Annotated in this window: 15 protein-coding genes and 1 pseudogene; 6 read left to right on the top strand and 10 right to left on the bottom strand. The window is 71.0% G+C overall.

Annotation, left to right across the window (positions count from 1 at the left end; translation table 11 throughout):
* A pseudogene (locus VG276_19310) lies at nucleotides 1–493 on the top strand (ATP-binding cassette domain-containing protein).
* A gap of 162 nt (nucleotides 494–655) precedes the next feature.
* Here VG276_19310 and uppS read toward each other — a convergent pair.
* The 4 genes from uppS to VG276_19290 form a co-directional block, all read right to left on the bottom strand.
* Nucleotides 656–1,459 carry a polyprenyl diphosphate synthase gene (gene uppS, locus VG276_19305; GenBank protein HEV8651481.1) on the bottom strand — a complete coding sequence of 268 codons (804 nt, stop codon included), beginning with the start codon at nucleotides 1,457–1,459 and terminating at the stop codon, nucleotides 656–658.
* Nucleotides 1,459–2,190, bottom strand: coding sequence for a DNA repair protein RecO (recO, locus tag VG276_19300; protein HEV8651480.1), 732 nt, complete (start codon nucleotides 2,188–2,190; stop codon nucleotides 1,459–1,461). Before recO ends, uppS begins: the two co-directional genes overlap by 1 nt.
* Before the next feature lie 67 nt (nucleotides 2,191–2,257).
* Nucleotides 2,258–2,761 carry a hypothetical protein gene (locus VG276_19295; GenBank protein ID HEV8651479.1) on the bottom strand — a complete coding sequence of 168 codons (504 nt, stop codon included), beginning with the start codon at nucleotides 2,759–2,761 and terminating at the stop codon, nucleotides 2,258–2,260.
* 167 nt (nucleotides 2,762–2,928) lie between these two features.
* Nucleotides 2,929–3,096, bottom strand: a complete 168-nt coding sequence (locus tag VG276_19290; GenBank protein HEV8651478.1) for a hypothetical protein — start codon at nucleotides 3,094–3,096, stop codon at nucleotides 2,929–2,931.
* Between the two features lie 448 nt (nucleotides 3,097–3,544).
* Between VG276_19290 and VG276_19285 the strand changes: the two genes are divergently transcribed.
* From VG276_19285 to VG276_19275, 3 genes are read left to right on the top strand one after another with little or no spacing between them, the layout of a single operon-like run.
* A complete protein-coding gene (locus tag VG276_19285; protein HEV8651477.1) occupies nucleotides 3,545–6,730 on the top strand; it encodes an efflux RND transporter permease subunit in 3,186 nt (1,061 codons plus the stop codon).
* A gap of 39 nt (nucleotides 6,731–6,769) precedes the next feature.
* The gene (locus tag VG276_19280) at nucleotides 6,770–7,198 is read left to right on the top strand and encodes a hypothetical protein (GenBank protein ID HEV8651476.1); all 429 of its coding nucleotides are present in this window, start codon (nucleotides 6,770–6,772) and stop codon (nucleotides 7,196–7,198) included.
* A gap of 19 nt (nucleotides 7,199–7,217) precedes the next feature.
* Nucleotides 7,218–10,370 carry an efflux RND transporter permease subunit gene (locus VG276_19275; GenBank protein ID HEV8651475.1) on the top strand — a complete coding sequence of 1,051 codons (3,153 nt, stop codon included), beginning with the start codon at nucleotides 7,218–7,220 and terminating at the stop codon, nucleotides 10,368–10,370.
* Between the two features lie 250 nt (nucleotides 10,371–10,620).
* Here the strand turns inward: VG276_19275 and VG276_19270 are convergent, their stop codons facing one another.
* The 4 genes from VG276_19270 to VG276_19255 all read right to left on the bottom strand — a co-directional run bounded on the left by VG276_19270 (nucleotide 10,621) and on the right by VG276_19255 (nucleotide 14,438).
* Complete coding sequence (locus VG276_19270) at nucleotides 10,621–10,962, bottom strand: hypothetical protein (GenBank protein ID HEV8651474.1); 342 nt, start codon at nucleotides 10,960–10,962, stop codon at nucleotides 10,621–10,623.
* 194 nt (nucleotides 10,963–11,156) lie between these two features.
* Nucleotides 11,157–12,494, bottom strand: a complete 1,338-nt coding sequence (locus VG276_19265) for a HAMP domain-containing sensor histidine kinase (GenBank protein ID HEV8651473.1) — start codon at nucleotides 12,492–12,494, stop codon at nucleotides 11,157–11,159.
* Between the two features lie 40 nt (nucleotides 12,495–12,534).
* Nucleotides 12,535–13,212, bottom strand: coding sequence for a response regulator transcription factor (locus VG276_19260; GenBank protein HEV8651472.1), 678 nt, complete (start codon nucleotides 13,210–13,212; stop codon nucleotides 12,535–12,537).
* Nucleotides 13,213–13,328: 116 nt separating this feature from the next.
* The gene (locus tag VG276_19255) at nucleotides 13,329–14,438 is read right to left on the bottom strand and encodes an alanine racemase (GenBank protein ID HEV8651471.1); all 1,110 of its coding nucleotides are present in this window, start codon (nucleotides 14,436–14,438) and stop codon (nucleotides 13,329–13,331) included.
* A gap of 126 nt (nucleotides 14,439–14,564) precedes the next feature.
* Here VG276_19255 and VG276_19250 point away from each other — a divergent pair, with 126 nt between their 5' ends.
* Nucleotides 14,565–15,548, top strand: a complete 984-nt coding sequence (locus tag VG276_19250) for a magnesium transporter CorA family protein (protein ID HEV8651470.1) — start codon at nucleotides 14,565–14,567, stop codon at nucleotides 15,546–15,548.
* Nucleotides 15,549–15,628: 80 nt separating this feature from the next.
* Here the strand turns inward: VG276_19250 and VG276_19245 are convergent, their stop codons facing one another.
* The gene (locus VG276_19245; GenBank protein ID HEV8651469.1) at nucleotides 15,629–17,482 is read right to left on the bottom strand and encodes a sialidase family protein; all 1,854 of its coding nucleotides are present in this window, start codon (nucleotides 17,480–17,482) and stop codon (nucleotides 15,629–15,631) included.
* Nucleotides 17,483–17,834: 352 nt separating this feature from the next.
* Between VG276_19245 and VG276_19240 the strand changes: the two genes are divergently transcribed.
* Nucleotides 17,835–19,700: a hypothetical protein gene (locus tag VG276_19240; protein HEV8651468.1), complete on the top strand. Its 1,866-nt coding sequence runs from the start codon at nucleotides 17,835–17,837 to the stop codon at nucleotides 19,698–19,700.
* Between the two features lie 140 nt (nucleotides 19,701–19,840).
* On the opposite strand, the gene VG276_19235 is transcribed toward VG276_19240, so the two are convergent.
* On the bottom strand, nucleotides 19,841–20,794 hold the full coding sequence (locus tag VG276_19235) for a hypothetical protein (GenBank protein ID HEV8651467.1): 954 nt from the start codon (nucleotides 20,792–20,794) through the stop codon (nucleotides 19,841–19,843).
* Between the last annotated feature and the right edge of the window lie 245 nt (nucleotides 20,795–21,039).

The following is a 21,039-nucleotide window of genomic DNA, read 5'->3' as shown; positions in this document are numbered from 1 at the left end:
AGCAGGTCGGGTTCGTCTTCCAGCTGTACAACCTGCTGCCGACGCTGACGGCCGCGGAGAACATCACGCTGCCGCTGGCGATCGGCGGCCGCAAGCCGGACCAGGCGTGGCTGGACCGCATCGTCGCGACCCTCGGCCTCGGCGACCGGCTCGGCCACCGGCCGGCGCAGCTGTCGGGCGGTGAGCAGCAGCGGGTCGCCTGCGCCCGCGCGCTGGTCACCCGGCCGCAGGTGGTCTTCGCCGACGAGCCCACCGGCAACCTGGACTCCCAATCGCCGTGTTCGGCGCCCTGCTCGGCGTGCTGGTCGGGGCCGCGCTGGGCACGGCCGTGGTCCGCGCCGTGCCCGACGAGTTCGTCTCGGTCCTGTCGCTGCCCTGGAGGTCGACGGCGGTCCTCCTGGTGCTGGCGGTCGTCGTCGGCCTCGCAGCGGCCATCCTCCCCGCGGTCAGGGCGGCACGCACCGACGTGCTGCGGGCGATCGCGTACGAATAGGCAAGAAGCCCCAGGCGGACCCGCCGCACCACAGGGGGGACCCGGCGCACCATGAGCGGATCTGGACCCGCCGCACCACAGGCGGACCCGGCGTACCACAGGCGGACCCGGTGCCGCGCTCGCGGAAGCGGGCCGTCCCGCGGCGGCCCTGCGCGGGCCTGGTCAGGCCTGCTGGCGCGATGGCGAGGGGTCCAGGTGCTCTCCCGGGGCGGGGTCGGGCAGCACGTCGACGGCGCCGAAGCGGCGCTGGCGGCCCTGGTAGTCACGGAGCGCGGCGAACAGCTCCTGGCGGTTGAAGTCGGGCCAGAGCACCGGGGTGAAGTACAGCTCGGCGTAGGCGATCTGCCAGAGCAGGAAGTTGGAGATGCGGCGCTCGTTGGAGGTGCGGACGAGCAGGTCGACGTCTGGCATGTCGGCGGTGTAGAGGCGCTCGGCGATGGCCCGCTCGTCGATCCGGCGCGGACCGCGCCCCTCCCCCACGTCGGCCACGAGCCGCTCCACGGCCCGGGCCAGCTCGTCCCGGCTGCCGTAGTCGAGCGCGACCGCGAGCGTCATGCGGGTGTCGCCCGCGGTCAGCTCCTCCGCCTCCTCGATGCGCCGGCGCACGCGCCTGGGCACGCGGTCGCGGCGGCCGATGAACCGGATCCGCACCTCGCGCTCGTGGAGCTCGTGGGAGCGCCGGACCAGCAGCGACTCGTTGAAGTTCATGAGGAAGCGGACCTCGGACGCGGGCCGGCGCCAGTTCTCGGTGGAGAAGGCGTACACGGTCAGCCAGGACAGGCCGGCGTCGAGCGCGCCCTCGACGGTGTCGAACAGGGCCGCCTCGCCCGCCTCGTGCCCCTTGTTGCGGGGCAGCCCACGGGCCTTGGCCCAGCGGCCGTTGCCGTCCATGACGATCGCGACGTGGTCGGGCACGGCCCGCGGGTCCAGGCCGGGCGGCAGCGCGCGCGGGTGGCGGCTCGGCATCAGCGGGCCACCATCGGGTAGGAGCGCAGGCGCCGGTCCAGGTGGTACTCCACGAAGCTCTTGACCAGGGTGCCGGCCTCGCGCCGGGGCGTCCTGGGCGGCACCGCCGAGGCGGCCCGGTCCATGTCCCCGCCGAGCAGCCAGGCGAGCAGCGGGACCGTGCGCTCGTCGAGGGTGGACTCCGTGCCCGTCCGGCAGCGCTCGCACAGCGCACCGCCGCGGGCGATGGAGAAGCGCTGGTAGGGCCCTTGCCCGCCGCAGCCGGCGCACTCCCCCAGGGCGGGCTGGTAGCCCTCCAGCGCCATCAGCTTGAGCAGGAACGCGTCGAGCACCACTGAGGGGTCACGCGGGGCGCCGTCGAGGGCGCGCAGCGCGCGCAGGAGCAGCAGGTAGACGCGGACGGCCGCCTCGCGCTCCTGGGCGACCTGGTCGACCGCCTCGAGCATGGCGGTCCCGGCGGTGACCCGGTCGTAGTCCTCGCGCAGCGAGCGGAACGGGTTGAGCACCTCCACCTGGGTCACCGTGTCCAGCTCGCCGCGCCCGCGGTACAGCGACAGGTCGACGTGGGAGAACGGCTCGAGGCGGCCGCCGAAGCGGGACTTGGTCTTGCGCACCCCCTTGGCCACGGCGCGGACCTTGCCCTCGCCCTGGGTGAGCAGCACGACGATCCGGTCGGCCTCGCCGAGCTTGAAGGTGCGCAGCACCACGCCCTGCTCGCGGTAGAGGCTCACCGACGCTTCCGGAGGCTCACTGGCGCATCCTCCGCTCCCGCGACGTTCCCGGTGCGCCCCGCCGCGATCATGCGGCCGCCACCCGGCCGAGGAGGGTGGCCGGGTCGGCCACGGCGACCCGCTCGGCCCCGGCGGCGAGCAGGTCGCGCGCTGCGGCGGCGTCCCGGGCGCCGCCGGCCACCACCCCGATGGACATGCGCCGGGGCGGCACCGCCCGGCGGGCGGCCCGTACCTGGGCGGGGGTGGCGGGCGCCTCGGCGGCGGCCGACCCGAACCCGGTCTGGAGCAGGTCGGCGCCTGCCTCGGCGGCCAGCCGGCCGGCGATCACCAGCTCCTCCTCGTTCAGCAGCCCGGCCTGGAGCACGGCGCGGACGTGCACGCCCTCGGCGTGGGCGAGGTAGCAGACGGCGACCAGCTCGCCGGCGAGCGCCCCGGCGTCCCCGCCCCGGAAGCGCCCGGCGTCCACGGCCACCGCGAGGTGGCGGGCGCCGGCGGTGATCGCCCGCCTGGCCTCGTCGAGCTTGGTGTCGCGCACGCTGGCGCCGTAGGGGGCGCCGACCGCGGCGACCACCGCGACCCGGCTGCCGCCGGCCGCAGCGGCCGCCTGGGCGACCGCGTTCGGCCAGACCGCGACGGCGGGCAGGCCCAGCTCGACCGCAACGGCGCAGGCGTCGTCGACCTCGGCCGGGGTGATCCCCGGCCGGAGCAGGACGTGCTCCAGGTTGTCGGCCAGGTCGGTCAGCGCTCGCTCCCGTGCGGATGGTGGCGGTCACAGGGCCACAGTTTGACATCCTTTCCTGCCTGAAGGAGGAACCGCTCCAGCCGCTCCAGCCGCTCCAGCCGCTCCAGCCGCTCCAGCCGCTCCAGCCCCTGGAAGTCGAGGTTGTCGGTGGGCACGACGGTCACGCCGCGCGCTGCGAGCAGCAGCCGCGCATCCTCCTTCGAGCAAAATGGAACGGGACCATCTGGGTCGGGTGGACGGCACGCGGAAGCCGGGTTGCTCGACTTGGCAGAAACGACCTGTGGCCCCGGACGGCGGCTGCGACGTCCTCTCCCGGAAGGTAGCTCACCTGCGCCAATTGAAGTATTGACAGCGTGATCGCATGCCATCCATCCTTGCCTTGCAGATCTCGGGCTGGCGGCAGCGGCTGGTATCCAGCACCGCCGCCCGGATCGGACCGGGGGAGTTGTAGGAGGGGCTTTTCTTTTGGGGCTGGTCGGCCTGACCTTCCCCGCTGCTTTCTTTGCGTTCTGACGCGCATTCCCGCACCGGCTGAGGCTGGAAGGCGGGTTGCCGGCCAGAGCCCGTCCTTAGGGGGGTGGACATGACTGCGCTGGGAGGTCTCCACCAGTGATGCGTTCGATCGTCGGGTCGAGCCTGAAGTTTCGGCTCCTGGTGGTGGCGGTCGCTGCGGCGACGCTGTTCCTCGGTGTCACCCAGCTTCGCAACATGCCGGTGGACACCCTGCCCGAGTTCACCCAGCCGTACGTGGAGATCCAGACCGAGGCCCTCGGTCTCTCCGCGGACGAGGTGGAGCAATTGATCACCGTCCCGCTGGAGGCCGACCTGCTCAACGGCGTGGCGTGGCTTGAGACAATTCGCTCGGAGTCGGTTCCCGGACTGTCGTCGATCGTGCTCGTCTTCGAGCCGGGGACCGACCTGTTCCGTGCACGGCAGTTGGTGGCGGAGCGCCTCACCCAGGCGCATGCGTTGCCGCAGGTGTCGAAGCCGCCCACGATGCTCCAGCCCCTGTCGTCGTCGAGCCGGGTCATGATGATCGGGCTCTCCTCCAAGAACCTGAGCGCGATCGAGCAGTCGGTGCTCACCCGCTGGACGATCAGGCCACGCCTGATGGGCGTGCCCGGCGTGGCGAACGTCGCCATCTGGGGCCAGCGGGAGCGCCAGCTCCAGGTGCAGGTCGACCCGGACAAGCTGCGAGCCCACAAGGTGTCGCTGCTCGAGGTCATCAAGACCACCGGGAACGCCCTGTGGGTGTCGCCACTGACCTTCCTGGACGCATCGACGCCCGGCACCGGAGGGTTCATCGACACCCCCAACCAGCGGCTCGGCGTGCGCCACGTCCTGCCCATCACGACCCCCGCCGACCTGGCCAAGGTCACCATCGAGAAGGGGCGGGCGGGCGGCCGGGGGCTGCGTCTGGGTGACGTGGCCAGCGTGGTGGAGGACCACCAGCCGCTCATCGGTGACGCCAGCGTCAACAACGGTGCCGGCCTCATGCTCGTCGTCGAGAAGTTCCCGGAGGCCAACACGCTCGAAGTCACCCGAGGGGTGGACGCGGCGCTCGAGGCGCTCCGGCCCGGTCTGGCTGGCATGGAGATCGACTCCTCCGTCTACCGCCCGGCGTCCTTCATCGAGACGGCCATGGGCAACCTCGCCCTGCCGCTGCTCCTGGGTTGCGCGCTCCTGCTCCTGGTCCTCGTCGTCTTCCTGTTCAACTGGCGGACCGCGCTGATCAGCCTCGTGGCGATCCTGGTGTCGCTGGCTGCGGCAGTGCTGGTGCTCTACCTGCGTGGGGCGGCACTCAATGCGATGGTCCTGGCGGGACTGGTGCTCGCCGTCGCCATCGTCGTCGACGACGCCATCGTCGGTGTCGAGCACGTCGCGCGGCGCCTCCGCCAGCATCGCCAGGAGGACAGCGACAAGTCGACCGCAGCGGTCATCCTCGAGGCCTCGCTCGAGGTGCGCGGCGCGCTCCTCTACGCGACGCTGATCATCCTTCTCGCCCTCGTGCCGGTCCTCCTCTTGGGCGGCCTGTCCGGCGCGTTCTTCCGGCCGCTCGCCCTCTCCTACGGGCTGGCGGTGCTCGCCTCCATGGTGGTCGCGCTGACCGTCACGCCAGCGCTCAGCGTCCTGCTCCTGTCCAGGCCGCCGGCCGGGCGCCGCGAGTCCCCGCTCGTGGGCCGGCTCCAGGGTCGCTACGACGGGGTCCTCGCGCGCACCGTCAACCGGCCGCGCGCGGTGGTCGCGACCGCCGGCGTCATCGTCCTGCTCGGCCTGGCGGTGCTGCCATGGGCCGGGCGGTCGCAGTCGCTGCTTCCCCCGTTCAAGGAGCGCAACCTGCTGATCCGCTGGGACGGCGCGCCCGGCACCTCCGGTCCGGAGATGACCCGGATCGTGGCCCAGGTCAGCAACGAGCTCCGGTCCACTCCGGGGGTCCGCAACGTCGGCGCCCATGTGGGGCGTGCGGTGATGTCGGACCAGGTGGTCGGGATCAACTCAAGCGAGCTGTGGGTCAGCATCGACCCCGAGGCCAACTACGACAAGACGGTGGCCTCCATCCAGCAGGTGGTCGACGGCTACCCAGGGCTCCAGCACGAGGTGCTGACCTATCTGAAGGACAGGACCAGCGGGGTACTGCCGGTGGCGGGCGAGGCACCGGCGGGGGCAGGCGACGACGCCATCGTCGTGCGCGTCTACGGCCAGGAGCTGGAGGTCCTCCGCAGCAAGGCCGAGGAGGTGCGGCAGGCCATCTCGGGGATCGACGGTGTCGTCGACCCGAAGGTGGAGCAGCCGGTCGAGGAGCCGACGTTGGAGGTCGAGGTCGACCTCGCCGCGGCCGAGCGCTATGGGATCAAGCCAGGCGACGTGCGCCGGGCGGCGACCACGTTGCTGTCAGGGATCGCGGTCGGCAGCTTGTTCGAGGAGCAGAAGGTGTTCGACGTGCAGGTGTGGAGCACGCCCGCGACGCGCACCAGCCTGACCAGTGTTCGCGAGCTCCTGATCGACACGCCCGGCGGCGGGCACGTGCGGCTGGGGGACGTTGCCGAGGTGCGCGTCGCGGCGGCTCCCAACGTCATCCGGCGTGAAGCGGTCTCGCGTCTCGTCGACGTCAGCGCCAACGTGCGGGGCCGTGACCGCGGCGCGGTCGCTGGCGACGTGGACCGTCGCATCAAGCAGCTCAGCTTCCCGCTCGAGTACCACGCGGAGCTGCTCGGCGACTACGCGGACCGGCAGGCCGCCCAGCGGCGCGTCGTCAACTACACGGCAGCCGCCGCCATCGGGATCTTCCTCCTCCTGCAGGCGGCCTTCGGCAGCTGGCGCCTGGCGGCGGTGGTCTTCTTGACCCTGCCCGTGGCGCTGGTGGGCGGCGTGCTGGCGGCACTCGCGGGCGGCGGCATCATGTCGCTCGGTGCGCTCGCCGGGTTCTTCACGGTCCTGGGGATCGCAGTGCGCAACGGCGTCCTGCTGGTCAGCCACTACCGCCGTCTCGAGCGTGACGAAGGCGAGACCTTCGGCCCCGAGCTCGTCGTGCGCGGGGCACGGGAACGGCTCGCGCCGGTCCTGACGACCGTGTTCGCAACCGGGCTGGCCCTGGTGCCCCTGGTGGTGCTCGACAACCCCGGTCACGAGATCGTGCACCCGATGGCCGTGGTCGTCCTGGGTGGCCTGGTCACCTCGGCGCTGCTCAACCTGTTCATCGTGCCCGCCCTCTACCTGCGGTTCGGGGCTCGTCGCCCCGAACCGGAACCTGTCAGCGGGCCCCAGGTCGACCTGGTTATGGCCAAGGTGAACGCATAAGGGGGAAGCTCGGTGCGACACGGTAACCGATGGATGATCGTGCTCCTGCTCATCGCCTGTCTCCAACTCGCGGCGTGCACGCAGAAGGCGGCAGAAGGGGCAAGCAAGAGCAAGATCGAACCCGCCAAGGTCGAGCACAACGAGGCGACGGGTCTCGGCCGCATCACGCTGACCGCGCAGGCGGCCAAGCGGCTCGGTATCCAGACGGCCGAGGTCGGTGACGCGAACGTCGGCGGGAAGCAGCGAAAGGTCATCCCCTACGCCGCGGTGATCTACGACCCGAAGGGCGCCGCCTGGGCCTACACGAACCCCGAGCCCCTCGTGTTCGTCCGGCACTCCATCAGCATCGACCAGATCAACGGGAACCAGGCGGTCCTCTCGGCCGGCCCACCCTCTGGCACCGCGGTCGTGACCGTCGGCGCCGCCGAGTTGTTCGGCACCGAGGTCGGCATCGGTGGCGGACACTGACTGAAGGACGTTCTCAGCCATGATGCGATGGATCGTTGGGTCGAGCCTGAAGTTCCGCTTCCTCGTGGTCGCGGTCGCCGCGGCGATGATGTTCTTCGGCGTCGGGCAACTGGCACAGATGCCGGTGGACGTCTTCCCCGAGTTCGCACCGCCACGGGTGGAGATCCAGACCCCCTGCCTCGGGCTCTCCTCGTCCGAGGTGGAGGCCCTGGTCACCGTGCCGCTCGAGGAGGCGCTCAGCGGGGTGGAGGGGCTTGACGTGATGCGCTCCAAGTCGGTCCCCCAGCTGTCGTCCATCGTCCTCATCTTCGAGACCGGGACCGACCTGCTGCGGGCGCGCCAGTTGGTGCAGGAGCGCGTCGCAACGGTGACGCCGACCTTGCCGACCTGGGCGGCGCCGCCGTTCATGATGCAACCCCTCTCGGCGACCAGCCGGGTCATGAAGATCGGGCTCTCCTCCAAGAGCGTGTCGCTGATCGACATGTCGGCGATCTCCTACTGGACGATCAGGAACCGCCTGCTGCGCGTGCCAGGCGTGGCGAACATCGCGATCTGGGGCGAGCGGATCAAGCAGATGCACGTGCAGGTTGAACCGGAACGGTTGCAGGCCAGCGGCGTTTCGCTCGACCAGGTCATGGAGGGCACCGCGGACGCCCTGGACGCGGGGATCCTGCGGTTCTCCGACGGGGCGATGATCGGCACCGGGGGGTTCATCGAGACCCCCAACCAGCGGCTCGGGGTCCGCCACGTCCTGCCCATCGTGACCCCGGACGACCTGGCCAAGGTGACGCTCGAGCGAAAGAACGGCAAGCCGCTGCGCATCGGCGACGTAGCCAACGTGGTGGAAGGCCACCAACCGTTGGCCGGTGACGCCGTCATCAACGACGGCCCTGGGCTCATGCTCATCGTCGAGAAGTTCCCCGGCGCCAACACCCTGCAGGTGACGCAAGGCGTGGAGGCGGCGCTCGACGCGCTGCGGCCCGGCCTTTCCGGGATGGAGATCGACACCACCATCTTCCGGCCGGCGACCTTCATCGACATGGCGATCCACAACCTCACCAGGGCGCTGCTGCTCGGCTGCCTGCTGGTGGTGCTGGTCCTCGGCGCCTTCCTCTTCGAGTGGCGCACCGCGCTGATCAGCCTGGTGGCGATCCCGCTGTCGCTGGTGGCGGCGGTGATCGTGCTCTACCTGCGCGGCACCACGATCAACACGATGGTGCTGGCGGGGCTGGTGATCGCCGTCGGGGTCGTGGTCGACGACGCCATCATCGACGTCGAGAACATCCTGCGGCGCCTGCGCCAGCATCGCCGGGAAGGGACCGGCAGGTCCACCGCGTCGGTCGTGCTCGAGGCCTCGCTCGAGGTGCGCAGCCCCATCATCTACGCGACGCTGATCGCCGTGGTGGCGGTCATGCCGATCTTCTTCCTGCAGGGCCTGTCCGGCGCGTTCTTCCGGCCGCTCGTCTTCTCGTACGGGCTGGCGGTGCTGGCTTCGCTGGTGATCGCGCTGACCGTGACGCCGGCGATGAGCCTCATCCTGCTGCGGAGCGCGCCGCTCGACCGCCGCGACCCCCCGCTGTACCGCGTGCTCCAGCGCGGCTATCACGCGGTCCTGGCGCGGCTCATCCACCGGCCGCTCTCGGCGTTCGCCACCGTCGCGGTCATCGCGTTGCTCGGCCTCATGGTCTACCCGATGCTCGGGCAGTCGCTGCTTCCTTCGTTCAAGGAGCGGGACTTCCTGATGCACTGGGTGACCAAGCCCGACACCTCCCATCCGGAGATGACCCGGATCACCACGGCGGCCAGTCGCGAGCTGCGGTCCATCCCAGGGGTGCGCAACTTCGGCGCCCACATCGGCCAGGCCCTGCTGGCCGACGAAGTGGTCGGCGTGAACTTCGGCGAGAACTGGATCAGCGTCGATCCCAAGGTCGACTACGACCAGACGGTGGCCTCCATCCAGAAGGTGGTCGACGGCTACCCGGGGCTCCAGCGCGACGTGCAGACCTACTTGAAGGAGCGGATCAGGGAGGTGCTGGCGGGAACGAGCGACGCCATCGTCGTGCGCATCTACGGCCAGGACCTGGCGACCCTCCGCAGCAAGGCGAAGGAGGCGGAGGCAGCCCTCTCGAAGATCGGCGGCATCGTCGATCTGCACGTGTCGCTCCAAGCCGACGTGCCACAGGTCGACGTCAAGGTCGACCTCGCCAAGGCCGAACGCTACGGGCTCAAGCCAGGCGACGTGCGCCGGGCGGCGGCCACCTGGGTGGCGAGCGAAGAGGTCGGTGACATCTTCCGGGACGGCAAGGCCTACGACGTGCACGTGTGGAGCACGCCCAGCGCACGCAACAGCCTGAACGACATCCGCGCGCTGCTGATCGACACGCCAGGCGGCGGGCACGTGCGGCTCGGGGACGTGGCCCAGGTGCAGATCAAGCCGACCCCGAACCTCATCGAACGCGAGAACCTCGCCCGCCGCATCGACGTCGACGCCAACGTGCAGGGACGGGACCTCGGCTCCGTGGTGGCCGACGTCAAGCGCACCATCGACGGAATCCAGTTCCCGCGCGAGTTCCACGCGGAGCTGCTCGGGGAGTACGCGGAGCGGCAGGCCGCCCAGCGGCGCATCTTCGCCTTCGGGGGTGCCGCCGCGATCGGGATCTTCCTGCTGTTGCAGGCGGCGTTCGGGGGAAGCTGGCGCCTGGCCACGCTCCTCTTCCTGACCCTGCCGATGGCGCTGGTGGGCGGGGTACTGGCGGCGTACACAGCTGGCGGCATCATCTCGCTCGGCTCGCTCATCGGGTTCTTCACGGTGCTCGGGATCGCGGCGCGCAACGGCATCATGCTGATCAACCACTGCCAGCATCTCGAACGGGAGGAAGGCGAGACCTTCGGGCCTGGGCTCGTCCTGCGCGGGGCACGCGAGCGGCTCGCGCCGATCCTGATGACCGCGCTGGCGACCGGGCTGGCCCTGGTGCCCCTGGTGGTGCTGGGCGACATCCCCGGTCACGAGGTCGAGCACCCGATGGCCGTGGTCATCCTCGGTGGCCTGGTCACCTCGACCCTGCTCAACCTGTTCATCGTCCCGATCCTGTACCTGCGGTTCGCCAAGTCCAGGAGGTCCCGCCAGAGCGCCGGCGGAGGCCCGGGCGCGCCGTCAGTGGCAGGTGCCTGACCTGCGTCGCTGAACCCGCTCCGGCTCGCCGGCACGAAGCGCCAGTCATAGCTTCGGTCGGCGAGCCGGAGCGTGAGTACGCCGAACGTCGTGCTGCTGCGGGCCTCGCTGCCGGGCAGCGGGTCGGCGCGTGGCGATGGTGCCGTCCGGCGCCCGAGGGCACCGGTGCACCTCCTGGAAGGGGGGCAGCGGGTGGCGGCGCCGGGGGTTGCCGCCACCCGCTGTGCCGTGGGCCGGCTGGTCTTCGCGATCAGCTGTTCTTGGCGCCGTCGTCGTCGTTGGGGCCGTCGTCGTCGGTTTCCCGGCCGACGACCTTGAAGTCCTTGTCGAGGTTGACCTCGACCTGGCGGCCGTCCTTGAAACGAATCTCCACACCGAAGGCGGCGCCGTCGTCGCCGGCTTCGGTCCCGGTGACCGCGCCGCCGCCGGTGCTGGCGAGCGCTGCAGCGACCGCCCTGTCGAGGTTCGCTCCGGTGAGCGGCTTGTCGTCCTGGGCGCTCAGGGGGGGCAGCGCGAACCCGGTGCCGGTGCCGATCAGGGCGACGGTGAGCGCCCCGCCAGCGAGCCACTTGGTCTTGGTCATGCGCCGCATCGACGCGCTCCTCTCGGTGCCTGTCGCTGCTCGGGCCGTGCCAGGATTCGCGCAGCCTCACTGGCTGCGTGGTCAGCATGCCGAGCGGCACCTGAGCGGAGGCTGAACGCACCTGAAGTCCCTTTCAGGCGAGTGTGACCCGGTTCACTTGCCCGGCGCGGCGCCGTTGCCACCACGTGGGAGGGTGACCCGGTTCACTTGCCCGGCGCGGCGCCGTTGCCGCCACGTGGGAGGGTGACCTCGATCCGGGCGCCACCCAGAGGGCTGCCGGCGACGGCGAGCGTGCCGCCGTGGGCGGCGACCAGCTCGGCCACGATGGCCAGGCCGAGCCCGCTGCCACCGGCGTCGCGGGCCCGGGCGTCATCGAGGCGGACGAAGCGCTCGAGGACCCGCTCGCGGTCGGCCTCGGGGACCCCCGGCCCGTCGTCGTCCACCGCCAGCACCACCACGCTGTCGCGCTCGGCGAGCGCGAACGAGATGCGGCCGCGGGCGTGGCGGGCGGCGTTGTCGCCGAGGTTGCGGAGCACCCGGCGCAGCCCGCCGGCGTCTCCGTCGACCCGGCCGGCCGACACCGCGGTGGTGTCGACCCGCACCCCGTTGGCGTCCCGCAGCCGGCGGGCCTCGTTGAACACCAGGTCGTCCAGGTCGACGAGGCGTCGGCGCAGCCCCAGGGTGTGCTCGTCGGCTCGGGCCAGCAGCAGCAGGTCCTCCACCAGCCGCTGCACCCGGAGGTCCTCGGCCAGCACCGTCTCGGCCAGCTCGACGGTGGTGGTGCGGTCGGGGTGGGCCAGGGCGACCTCGGCGTGCTGGCGGATGGAGGCGACCGGTGAGCGCAGCTCGTGGGAGGCGTCGGACACGAAGCGCCGCTGGCGGACCTGGGCGCGCTCGAGCCGGTCGAGCATCCGGTTCATCGTCTTGGCCAGCCGGGCGATCTCGTCGTCGCCCGGCGGGTCGGGGACCCGGCGGTGCAGCTCGGCGGCGGAGATCGCGTCGACCTCGCCGCGGATCGCCTCGACCGGCGCCAGCGCCCGGCCCACCACCCTCCACGTGGTCACACCGACCAGCAGCAGCAGCAGCGGCAGCCCGACCGCCAGCATGCCGGTGACGATCCGGGCCGACTGGGCCACCGTCTCGACGTTGCGGGCCACCACGACGGTGAAGCGGCCGTCGCCGGTGTCGGCGGCGGTGGCCACGGCCAGGAACTCGTCGTCGTTGTCGATCGGCACCTCGACCGGGGCCGACTCCCCAGGGCGCAGCCGGGCCACCGCAGGCAGCCCCTTGACGTTGGGGCTCGACATGACCACCCTGCCGTCCCGGTCCAGCACCTGGATCATCAGGTCCTCGTCGTCGTCGACCGCGAGCTTCTGTGGCTCGGCCCCCGACGCGAGCACCGCTGCCACGTCCATGGCCCGCAGCCGGGCCGCGGCCGCCACCTGGCGGGTGAGCGCGTCCCGCAGCACCGTCACCATCAGCACCCCACCCACGGCCATGGCCACCCCGACGACCATCACGGCGGCCACGGTCGTGCGCACCCGCACCGTCCCGGTCCGGGCAGGCCAGGACCGCCGCCGCTCAGCCACCCTGCGCCGCCAAGCGGTACCCGGCCCCCCGGAGCGTCTGGATCGAGTCCCGGTCGAACGGCCGGTCGAGCTTGTTGCGGAGATGCCGCACGTAGACCTCGACGATGTTCGGGTCGCCCTCGAAGTCGTAGCCCCAGACGTGCTCGAGGATCTCCCGCTTCGACACGACCTCGCCCCGGCGGCGCAACAGGAACTCCAGCAGCGCGAGCTCCCGGGTGGTCAGCTCCACCTCGGCCTCGCCTCGCCACGCCCGTCTGGCCGCCGGATCAAGCCGCAGGTCGCCCGCCTCGAGCACCACTGGCCGCTCACGAGCGCCCCGCCGCAGCAGCGCCCGCAGCCGGGCCAGGAGCACCGCGTAGGAGAAGGGCTTGGTCAGGTAGTCGTCGGCCCCGGTGTCGAGCGCCTCGACCTCGTCCCACTCCCCGTCCTTGGCGGTGAGCATCAGGATCGGCGTCCAGACCCCTTCCTCCCGCAAGGTGGCGCAGACCTTGTAGCCGTTGACCCCGGGCAGCATGATGTCCAGCACGATCGCGTCGTACGGGTTCTCCCGGGCCATCCACAACCCGTCGGTGCCGTCCAGGGCCACGTCCACGGCGAACCCCTCGGCCTCGAGCCCGTTGCGGAGCCCGGCCGCGAGCCGCTTCTCGTCCTCGACCACCAGCACCCGCATCGTGCTCTCCTCCGCCAGCCACACGACGGATCCTGCCCCGCTGGGGCTGAAGTGTCGCTGAACGAGCCCTGAACGTCACGGGCCACGGTACCGTCCAGTTCACCAGGCCCGAGCGGTCAGGTGTTGCGGGCCGGCGCATCGACGGGCCACCGATCCATGACCCGACCGTCCCGCACGACCGTCAGGGACCTGGCCAGGTTGACCACCGGGCAGACGTGATTGGGGACAACGCCCACGATCTCCCCGACCGCCGGTCGGGCGGCACCGTCGGACACCTCGCACGCGGCATGATGGTCGTACAGCCGCGCCACCAGCGCGCCGGGGAAGCGCGGGATGTAGCCATGCCCGGGGAGCCAGTCCGGCCGGTCCTTGGAGAGCGTCTTGGCCCCCGCGTCGATCACGAACTGCCCGTCCACCGCCGTGCTGACCACGGTCGAGGCCACGATCAGCGCCACGCCGTCGGGAGCGCAGCTGCCGAGCACGCTCTGCTGCCAGTCGCCGAAGACGTAGGTTCCCGGCCGCTCCTCGGTCACGCAGCCCATGGCGGAGCGCAGCGCGGTCGGCGTGGAGCCGGCGCTGCGGGTCGCGATCTCGAACCCGTCGTCGGCGAGCGCGTCGCCGACCACCCGGAGCAGCTCGACCTCGTCCCGGGCGGCCTTCTCGGCCGCGCCCGGCCCATACCCGTGCCCACCGTGGGTGAACACGCCGGACACCTGGAGGCCGGCCTTCCGGCATGCGCGCGCCACGACGACGGCGTCGTCGGGCCCGCCCACGCCTGAGCGGCGAAGCCCCGAGTCGACCTCGACGAGGACGGAGAGCCGCGCACGACTTCCCCGCACCGCCTCGCCGAGCACCCCGGCCGCGACCTCGTCGTCGATCCCGACCGAGAGGCGGCCCAGCTCGTGCAGGCGCCGGACCCGTGCCGCCTTGGCGCCTCCCGCCCACACCGGATAGGCCACGAACACGTCCGTGATCCCCGCGGCCACCAGGACCTCCGCCTCCGCGAGGGTGGCGCAGGTCACGCCCACGGCCCCCGCCTCTAGCTGCAGCCGCGCGATGCGGAGGCTCTTGTGGGTCTTGAAGTGGGGACGGAGGTCCACCCCGCGCCTGGCCATCTCCTTGGCGATCCTGGCGATGTTGGACTCCACGACGTCCAGGTCGACGACCAGGTCGGGCGTGTCGGTCCCGCCCGGGATGCCGATCGGAGGGGTCCAAGATGCGGTCATGGTCGGACGGTAGCTGCTCGCGCCGCCGGCGTCCACGCCTCTCAGCTGAGGTTGCCGAGTTGCTGCCTGCGGCGCAGGCTCGGGCCAGCATCACGCGGGCGCCGTGGTCTGGGAGGTGGCGAGGGGATGGACGTTCGACTGATAGCCGACGGCGGCGTCGAGCAACATCCCGTCGAGGAGCTCGAGACGCTGATCGCCCTCCAGGAGGGGCTCGTGTGGGTGGACATCCCCACCTGCGACCAGGAGGCCGTCCGCGTGCTCTCGGAGGTGTTCGGCTTCCATCCCCTGGCCGTGCGGGACTGTGTCGAGCGCAACCACATCCCCAAGGTCCACGCCTACTCCGACCATGTGTTCGTCGTCCTGCACGCCCCCGAGCGCGGCAAGGGCGGCCACGTCCACTACCTCGAGCTCGACCAGTTCGTAGGACCCGGGTTCGTCGTGACCGTCCACGGGCCACTCGACTCGGCGCTCGACCCTGACGTCGCCCTCCGCGACACCCGCGCGGTGCTCAAGCGGATCGAGGCGGGGCGCATGTGCCCCGCCTCGTCGTTCGAGCTGTCCTACGCGATCGTCTCGGCCATGGCCCGTCACCAGGAGGGCTTCGTGGCGACCCTTGCCCGGGAGACCGGACTCCTCGAGCAGCAAGTGATGGGCGGTGACATCGGCAATCCCGAGGAATTCCTCGAGGAGCTGTTCCGCGCCCGGCACGAGCTGCTCGTGGTCCGCACCATGGCCGCGCAGAGCCGCGAGATCTACGGGCGGATGGCCACCCTCGCCCGCTTCGTCCCCGGCCAGTCCCAGCCGCAGGTGGCAGACATCGTGGACCAGTTCGAGCGGGTGGGTGCCCTGGCCGACGGCCAGAAGGAGTTCCTCCAGGGGGTGATCGAGTTCTACCGGACCCGGACCGAGACGAAGATGACCATCGCCGCGGAACGGCTGGCTGTCATCGCGGCGGTCACGCTGCCGATCACCGCCCTGTCGTCCATCTATGGGATGAACGTGATCGCCAACGCCCGGACCGACTTCGTGCACCTGGCGGTGGTGCTGGTGGTCATGGCGGCCATGTCAGCGGCGCTGCTGCGGTGGGCGAGGCGGCAGGGCTGGTGGTAGCCGGTCGCTGAAGCACCTGCCAGGCGCGCGGGCGGAAGGGAGCAGCCCTCCGGTGCCCCTTCCGCCCGCTTGGCCTGCGGCTACGGAGTCGGGTCGGCGTAGGTCCCGCCGAAGATGTCGGAGTTGCCGAACGTCCCTTCGCACACCTGCTGCACGGGTGGGGCGACGGCATGCGGCTCCTGGGTCTTCAGCAGGTGGTGGACGGCCTCCTCCTCGCCCCGCGGCTCCTCCGGTTCAGCCACTGGTCCGCCGGCCACCAGCGCCTCGTTGTGCAGCGCCAGGCGGTAGGCGTCGATGGCCGGGCAGTCGGCGGCCCGCCGGGCGTCGTTCCAGACGGCGGCCCCGTACGTGCGGGTGGCCGCGGCGTAGACATAGTCGCCGAGGAACTCCGCCGCCAGGTTGTTCTGGCTGCTGCCCCTGGGATCGCCGCCGGGGCTCCGGTGGACCTGGGTGAAGGCTCCCACGGTGCCGTTGGCCGCGACGTCCGCATGCTTGACCACCCCGACGAGGTTCCGGGGCGACGTGGTGTCGTTGCGGAACGGTGTGGTAAATGCGTTGTACACGACCCAGGCGTCGGTTCCGTTCGGCGAGATCGCCGGCGCGGCATAGTACCCGCGGTCCCCGGCCGTCTCGATCCTGGTCGGGCCGGTCCACGTGGCGCCCCCGTTGCTGGAGGAGGCGAACATCACGTGCTCGTTGTTGAGGCCGTCACGGCCGTCCGCCCAGGCGTCGACGATCTGGTTGGTGGCGTCGGCGCCGGTCGGGGCGCCGTTGGCGATGTCCACGCTCGGAGAGGGCCCGAGGTCGTCGCGGGCACCGCCGATCCCGTCCTCGACGCACCGGCCGATCGACGGCTCGAACGCGTTGCAGAGGTCGGTCGCCGGGAGGATCGGCCGCGCCTGGGTCCAGTGGCGACCGCCGTCGAAGGACTTGCTCATGATCTGGACGCCGCTGCCGGGGAGCCCGGAGCCGAACTGGTAGGCGAACACGTACGCCACGCCGTGGCTGTCGGTCCGGATCGTGCAGCCCGACCGACCGAAGCCCCTCGGGGTGACAGGGTTGTTCGTGGCCGGCGTGACCTGGTGGTTGGTCCAGCTGTCACCGCCGTCGGTCGACGTCGCCACCACCAGCGGCTGAGACGTGCCCGGCACGCCCCGGAAGGCCCCGTAGCAGGCATAGGCGTGCCCGAAGAACGGGCTCGACGAGGCGTTGTCGGCCCACACCTGCTCCTTGTCGGCGAACAGCGCCGAGTTCTGCTTGCTCACGATGACCGGCGCCTGCCAGTTGGCCTGGTTGGACACGATGGCCTGGGTCAGCCCGGTGGAGGCCGGCCCGTCGATCCGCGACACCGCGATCGCCTCGAACCCCCTGACCCCCTGCCGGCCCGGGAAGTTCGACGTCAGGTTCGCGTAGTACAGGCGAGACCCGTTCGCCCACGAGAAGCTGCCGTTCCTGTACACCGGACCGAACGCCACCGCTGGGTCGCCGTCGGAGACCAGGCCCGCCTCGAAGTAGCCGGGCAGCGTGCCGATCGGACCGACCTGGGGCTGGCAGGGCGGGTCGTTGTCGCCCGGCGCGCCCACGCAGTTGCGGGCGCTCCAGCCGGTGTAGGTGGGCTGGAACCACGAGTCGCCGCTGTTGAACGAGAAGGAGACGCCTGACCCGCCGACGCCGTCGGTGAACGGACAGGTGTTGTCGGTACCGGCGTTGCAGGCCTCCATGTCGATGTTGTCGTTCGCGCCTGCCACCAGGACGGTGGGGTGGTTGGCGTCGATCGCCACGGCCGGCTCGTTCTGCTTGTTCTGCGAGAACGGCGACGGTGGACTGCCCACGGTGACCAGCGTGTCGGCGTTGAACGCGACGGCGCTACCCGCCGGCGCGGCGACCAGGGACACCACCGCGACGATGAGCAACACCCGCAACGGCTTCCGCATGCGTTCTCCCTTCGGTCCGGAGGCGAGCAACCCGGTCCGGTGTGCGGGCTGTCAGCACGTCGCCCCCGTTCTCTACCTCTACATGAGCCGTTCAGCAGGGCTTCGGCGTTACAGGTGGTCCAGGAGGGGCTTCCGCGTCACAGGATGTCACAGGATGTCACAGGATGAACGCCCGCCGCGGCTGCCGCCCGGTCGCCGCTACCGAGGTCACGCCGTGCGTATTGACACTGCTTCTCCCCTTGGGCACGGTATGCGAGCTATCCATACCTGACCTGCGCTTTGGCAGGTAGGCAGGCTGCGGGGAGGTCACCGGGATGAAGCGCACAAGGCTGTGGGCTGGGCACTGGTACCAGTGCTCGTGCTCGGTGTGGTGACGGCACTCGGGGGGAACGTCGCCCCCGCACAGGCGGATGGGGTTACGCGGCAGATCGCGAGCGGGGGGACGACCACGTTCCGGGAGACTCCCACCGGCAGCGACGCGATCCAGTTCCCCGAGTTCGTCGGCGAGCCGCGTAAGGAGGAGGCGACGGCCGTCGACCGCAGCCTGTCGCAGGGTCTCCGCGGCAGCGGCAGCGCGGTGCCCAGCGCCAAGGTCAAGTCGAGCCCGCAGCTGGTCAGGAGCTTCGACGGGCTCATCCACCGTGACCAGCGGCTGGCCAACAACGGTAACCAGTTCTCGGTCGAGCCGCCCGACCAGGGGCTCTGCGCCGGCAACGGCTTCGTGCTGGAGTCGGTCAACGACGTCCTGCGGGTCTACGACCGCTCCGGGAACGCGCGGACCGGCGTCGTCGACCTCAACACGTTCTACGGCTACCCGCCCGCGATCAACCGCACCACCGGGACCTTCGGCCCCTTCGTCACCGACCCGAGCTGCCACTTCGACCCTGACACGCAGCGCTGGTTCAACGTCGTGCTGACCCTCGAGGTCGTCCCCGCCAACGGGGCGTTCACGGGCCCGAACCACATCGACATCGCCGTGTCCAAGACCGCCGACCCGACCGGCGCCTGGACGATCTACCGCCTCCCCGTCCAGAACGACGGCACGCAGGGCACGCCCAACCACCACTGCGCGGGCGGCCCCTGCATCGGCGACTTCCCGCACATCGGCGCCGACCGCCACGGCTTCTTCGTCACCACCAACGAGTACCCGTTCTTCGCGGACGGATTCCACGCCGCCCAGGTCTACGCGTTCTCCAAGGCCGCGCTGGCGGCGGGCGCGCCGACCGTCACCGTGACCCAGTTCGACACGGTCGGGGCGGTCGCCGGCAACCCGGGCTTCACGGTGTGGCCGGCGATCACACCGGCCGGCGCCTACGCCGACGACCTCGGCGGCACCGAGTACTTCCTCAGCTCGATGGCGGCGGAGGAGGCCAACGGCACCGGCACCGACAACCGAATCGCGCTCTGGGCGCTGTCCAACACGTCGTCACTGAACACCGCCACCCCTGCGGTCACGCTGCGGAACGCGATCACCCCGGTCGGCACCTACGGGGTCCCGCCAAAGGCCGACCAGAAGCCCGGCAACATCCCGCTGGGCGAGTGCATCAACGACAGCACCACGCCGACCCCGGCCGGGCCGGGCTGCTGGCGGCTGCTGTTCGCCAACGAGCCCGCGCACGACGAGGTCGAGTCGCGCCTGGACGCCAGCGACAGCCGCATGCAGCAGGTGATGTTCGCCAACGGCAAGGTCTGGGGAGCGCTCGGCACGGCCGTCAACGTCGGCGGCGCGGACAAGGCCGGGGTCGCCTTCTACGTGGTCCGGCCGCAGATCGACGCCTCGCACCTGTCGGGCCGCATCATCAAGCAGGGCCAGTTCGGGGTGGCCGACAACCACCTGACCTACCCGGCGGTCGGGGTCACCGCGAGCGGCCGCGGCGTGATCGCCTTCACGCTGGTCGGCGCGGACCACTACCCGAGCGCGGCCTACGCGAGCCTCGACAGCACCGCGGGTACTGGTCCCGTCCAGGTCGCCAGGGAGGGCCTCGGGCCGTCGGACGGCTTCACCAGCTACAAGTCGTTCGTCGGCGCTCCGCCGCGGACCCGCTGGGGCGACTACGGCGCGGCCGCCGTGGACGGCAGCTCCATCTGGATCGGCTCCGAGTACATCGGGCAGACCTGCACGCTCGCGCAGTGGCTGGCGGCGCCGATCGGGAGCTGCGGCGCGACCCGCACCGCGCTCGCCAACTGGTACACCCGCATCAGCCTGATCAAGCCATAAGGCGCGCGCTGCGGGGCCGTCTCCCCTGCTCGGCGACGGCCCCGCAGCCACCACCCCGGCAGCCACCGCGCCCGTCCTGCCGACTGGCCCGTGGCCGGCCGGCGAGCCCACATTCTTCCAAGGTGGGCTGTCCCCGGAGCCTACTCCGCCGGTGGCGTGTGACCGTACACGTTCTTGCTGATCGCGTAGGCGCGCTGCTCGAGCTTCAGCGCGTCCCTGCGGACCTCCGCCAAGGCCGCCGGGCTGAGCTGCACGACCTTGACCAGCACCAGGGTCTCCTGTTCTTCGTCACGCCCCGCCCAGCCGACCCGCACATTGCCCACCCCGCGCGCGTAGTACTTGAGCTGGTGGGCGTCCGGCTCGTCCCGGGTGTTCTCGTCGGTCACCAGCACGCCCTCGTAGCAGCCGGCGGGCACACAGGTCTTCTGGCCCGTCTTGGACACCCTCGCGCGGTCCGTCCAGTTGACCTTGGGCCCAAACCCCTGCGAGTAGCCAGACGTCCGCACCCGCGGGTCTGCCCGCATGGCGATCCCCGGCTTCGCACCTTCCCGACCGGCGATCCAGGCTGGCGCGGCGGCGAGCTTCCCCTCCTCGTACTCCTCAGGGTACTGGCCCAGGTGCCAGACATTCCCGTCGTTGTCCTGGGCGAAGAAGGCGAGCTCGGCCTCCACCAGCCGGCCTTCGGTGTAGTCCCTGTCCCAGACGACGACGTTGCGCACGCCGTCGACCACCTTGGTGAGGTCGGTGACGGTGAACACCACGCGATGGCGGACGCGCTTGCCGTCCGCCTTGGTTTCCCCGTCGTAGACGAGCTGCTTCCCGGGCTTCAGGGGGAACCATTGGTTGTCGATGTTGGTCGAACGGTCGAAATTGTTGCGGTTGAAGTCCTTCTCGGTCGCTTGTTTCGCGGCCTGCGACGGTGGCTGCGTCGTCGCGGTGGAAGGCGTCGAAGACTGGGCCTGCGTGCTCGCTGTTGTCTCGGGCGCCCGCGCCGGACTGGCGCTACCGGCCGACCCGCACGCACCGAGCAGGAGCGGCAACGTCGTCACCGCAGCCGCCGCAGCCGTCGTGAAGCCGATGCGAAGACGTGGCATCTCTGCTCCCCCTGCCCGAACTCAGCCGAGTGCTACCCCAGCTGCTCGGGCGCATAGGTGTTCCCATTGCATAGGTGTTCCCATTGCACCGGTGGGCTTGTCGGCACCCTCCTCCGGTCGCCAGAACCCGCCCAGGAACGCCGTGACCATTTCTTGAGCACATCAGACCAGCAGCATTTGGGGTTTTCGCGGAGCCGCAATGACTGCCGGTAGCCGCTCAATGGTGGTTGTAACTATGCGCTCCG

The sequence above is a fragment of the Actinomycetes bacterium genome (assembly GCA_036000965.1).
Lineage (GTDB): Bacteria > Actinomycetota > CALGFH01 > CALGFH01 > CALGFH01 > DASYUT01.
The sequence above is the reverse complement of the archived record's forward strand: the minus strand, read 5'-3'. Positions and strand labels throughout refer to the sequence as shown.

Excerpts from the sequence above, each read along its gene's own strand:
- uppS (HEV8651481.1), bottom strand. The coding sequence starts at position 1,459 with ATGCCGAGCCGCCACCCGCGCGCGCTGCCGCCCGGCCTGGACCCGCGG.
- VG276_19285 (HEV8651477.1), top strand. The coding sequence starts at position 3,545 with ATGCGTTCGATCGTCGGGTCGAGCCTGAAGTTTCGGCTCCTGGTGGTG.
- VG276_19275 (HEV8651475.1), top strand. The coding sequence starts at position 7,218 with ATGATGCGATGGATCGTTGGGTCGAGCCTGAAGTTCCGCTTCCTCGTG.
- VG276_19270 (HEV8651474.1), bottom strand. The coding sequence starts at position 10,962 with ATGCGGCGCATGACCAAGACCAAGTGGCTCGCTGGCGGGGCGCTCACC.
- VG276_19260 (HEV8651472.1), bottom strand. The coding sequence starts at position 13,212 with ATGCGGGTGCTGGTGGTCGAGGACGAGAAGCGGCTCGCGGCCGGGCTC.
- VG276_19255 (HEV8651471.1), bottom strand. The coding sequence starts at position 14,438 with ATGACCGCATCTTGGACCCCTCCGATCGGCATCCCGGGCGGGACCGAC.
- VG276_19250 (HEV8651470.1), top strand. The coding sequence starts at position 14,565 with ATGGACGTTCGACTGATAGCCGACGGCGGCGTCGAGCAACATCCCGTC.
- VG276_19245 (HEV8651469.1), bottom strand. The coding sequence starts at position 17,482 with ATGCGGAAGCCGTTGCGGGTGTTGCTCATCGTCGCGGTGGTGTCCCTG.
- VG276_19235 (HEV8651467.1), bottom strand. The coding sequence starts at position 20,794 with ATGCCACGTCTTCGCATCGGCTTCACGACGGCTGCGGCGGCTGCGGTG.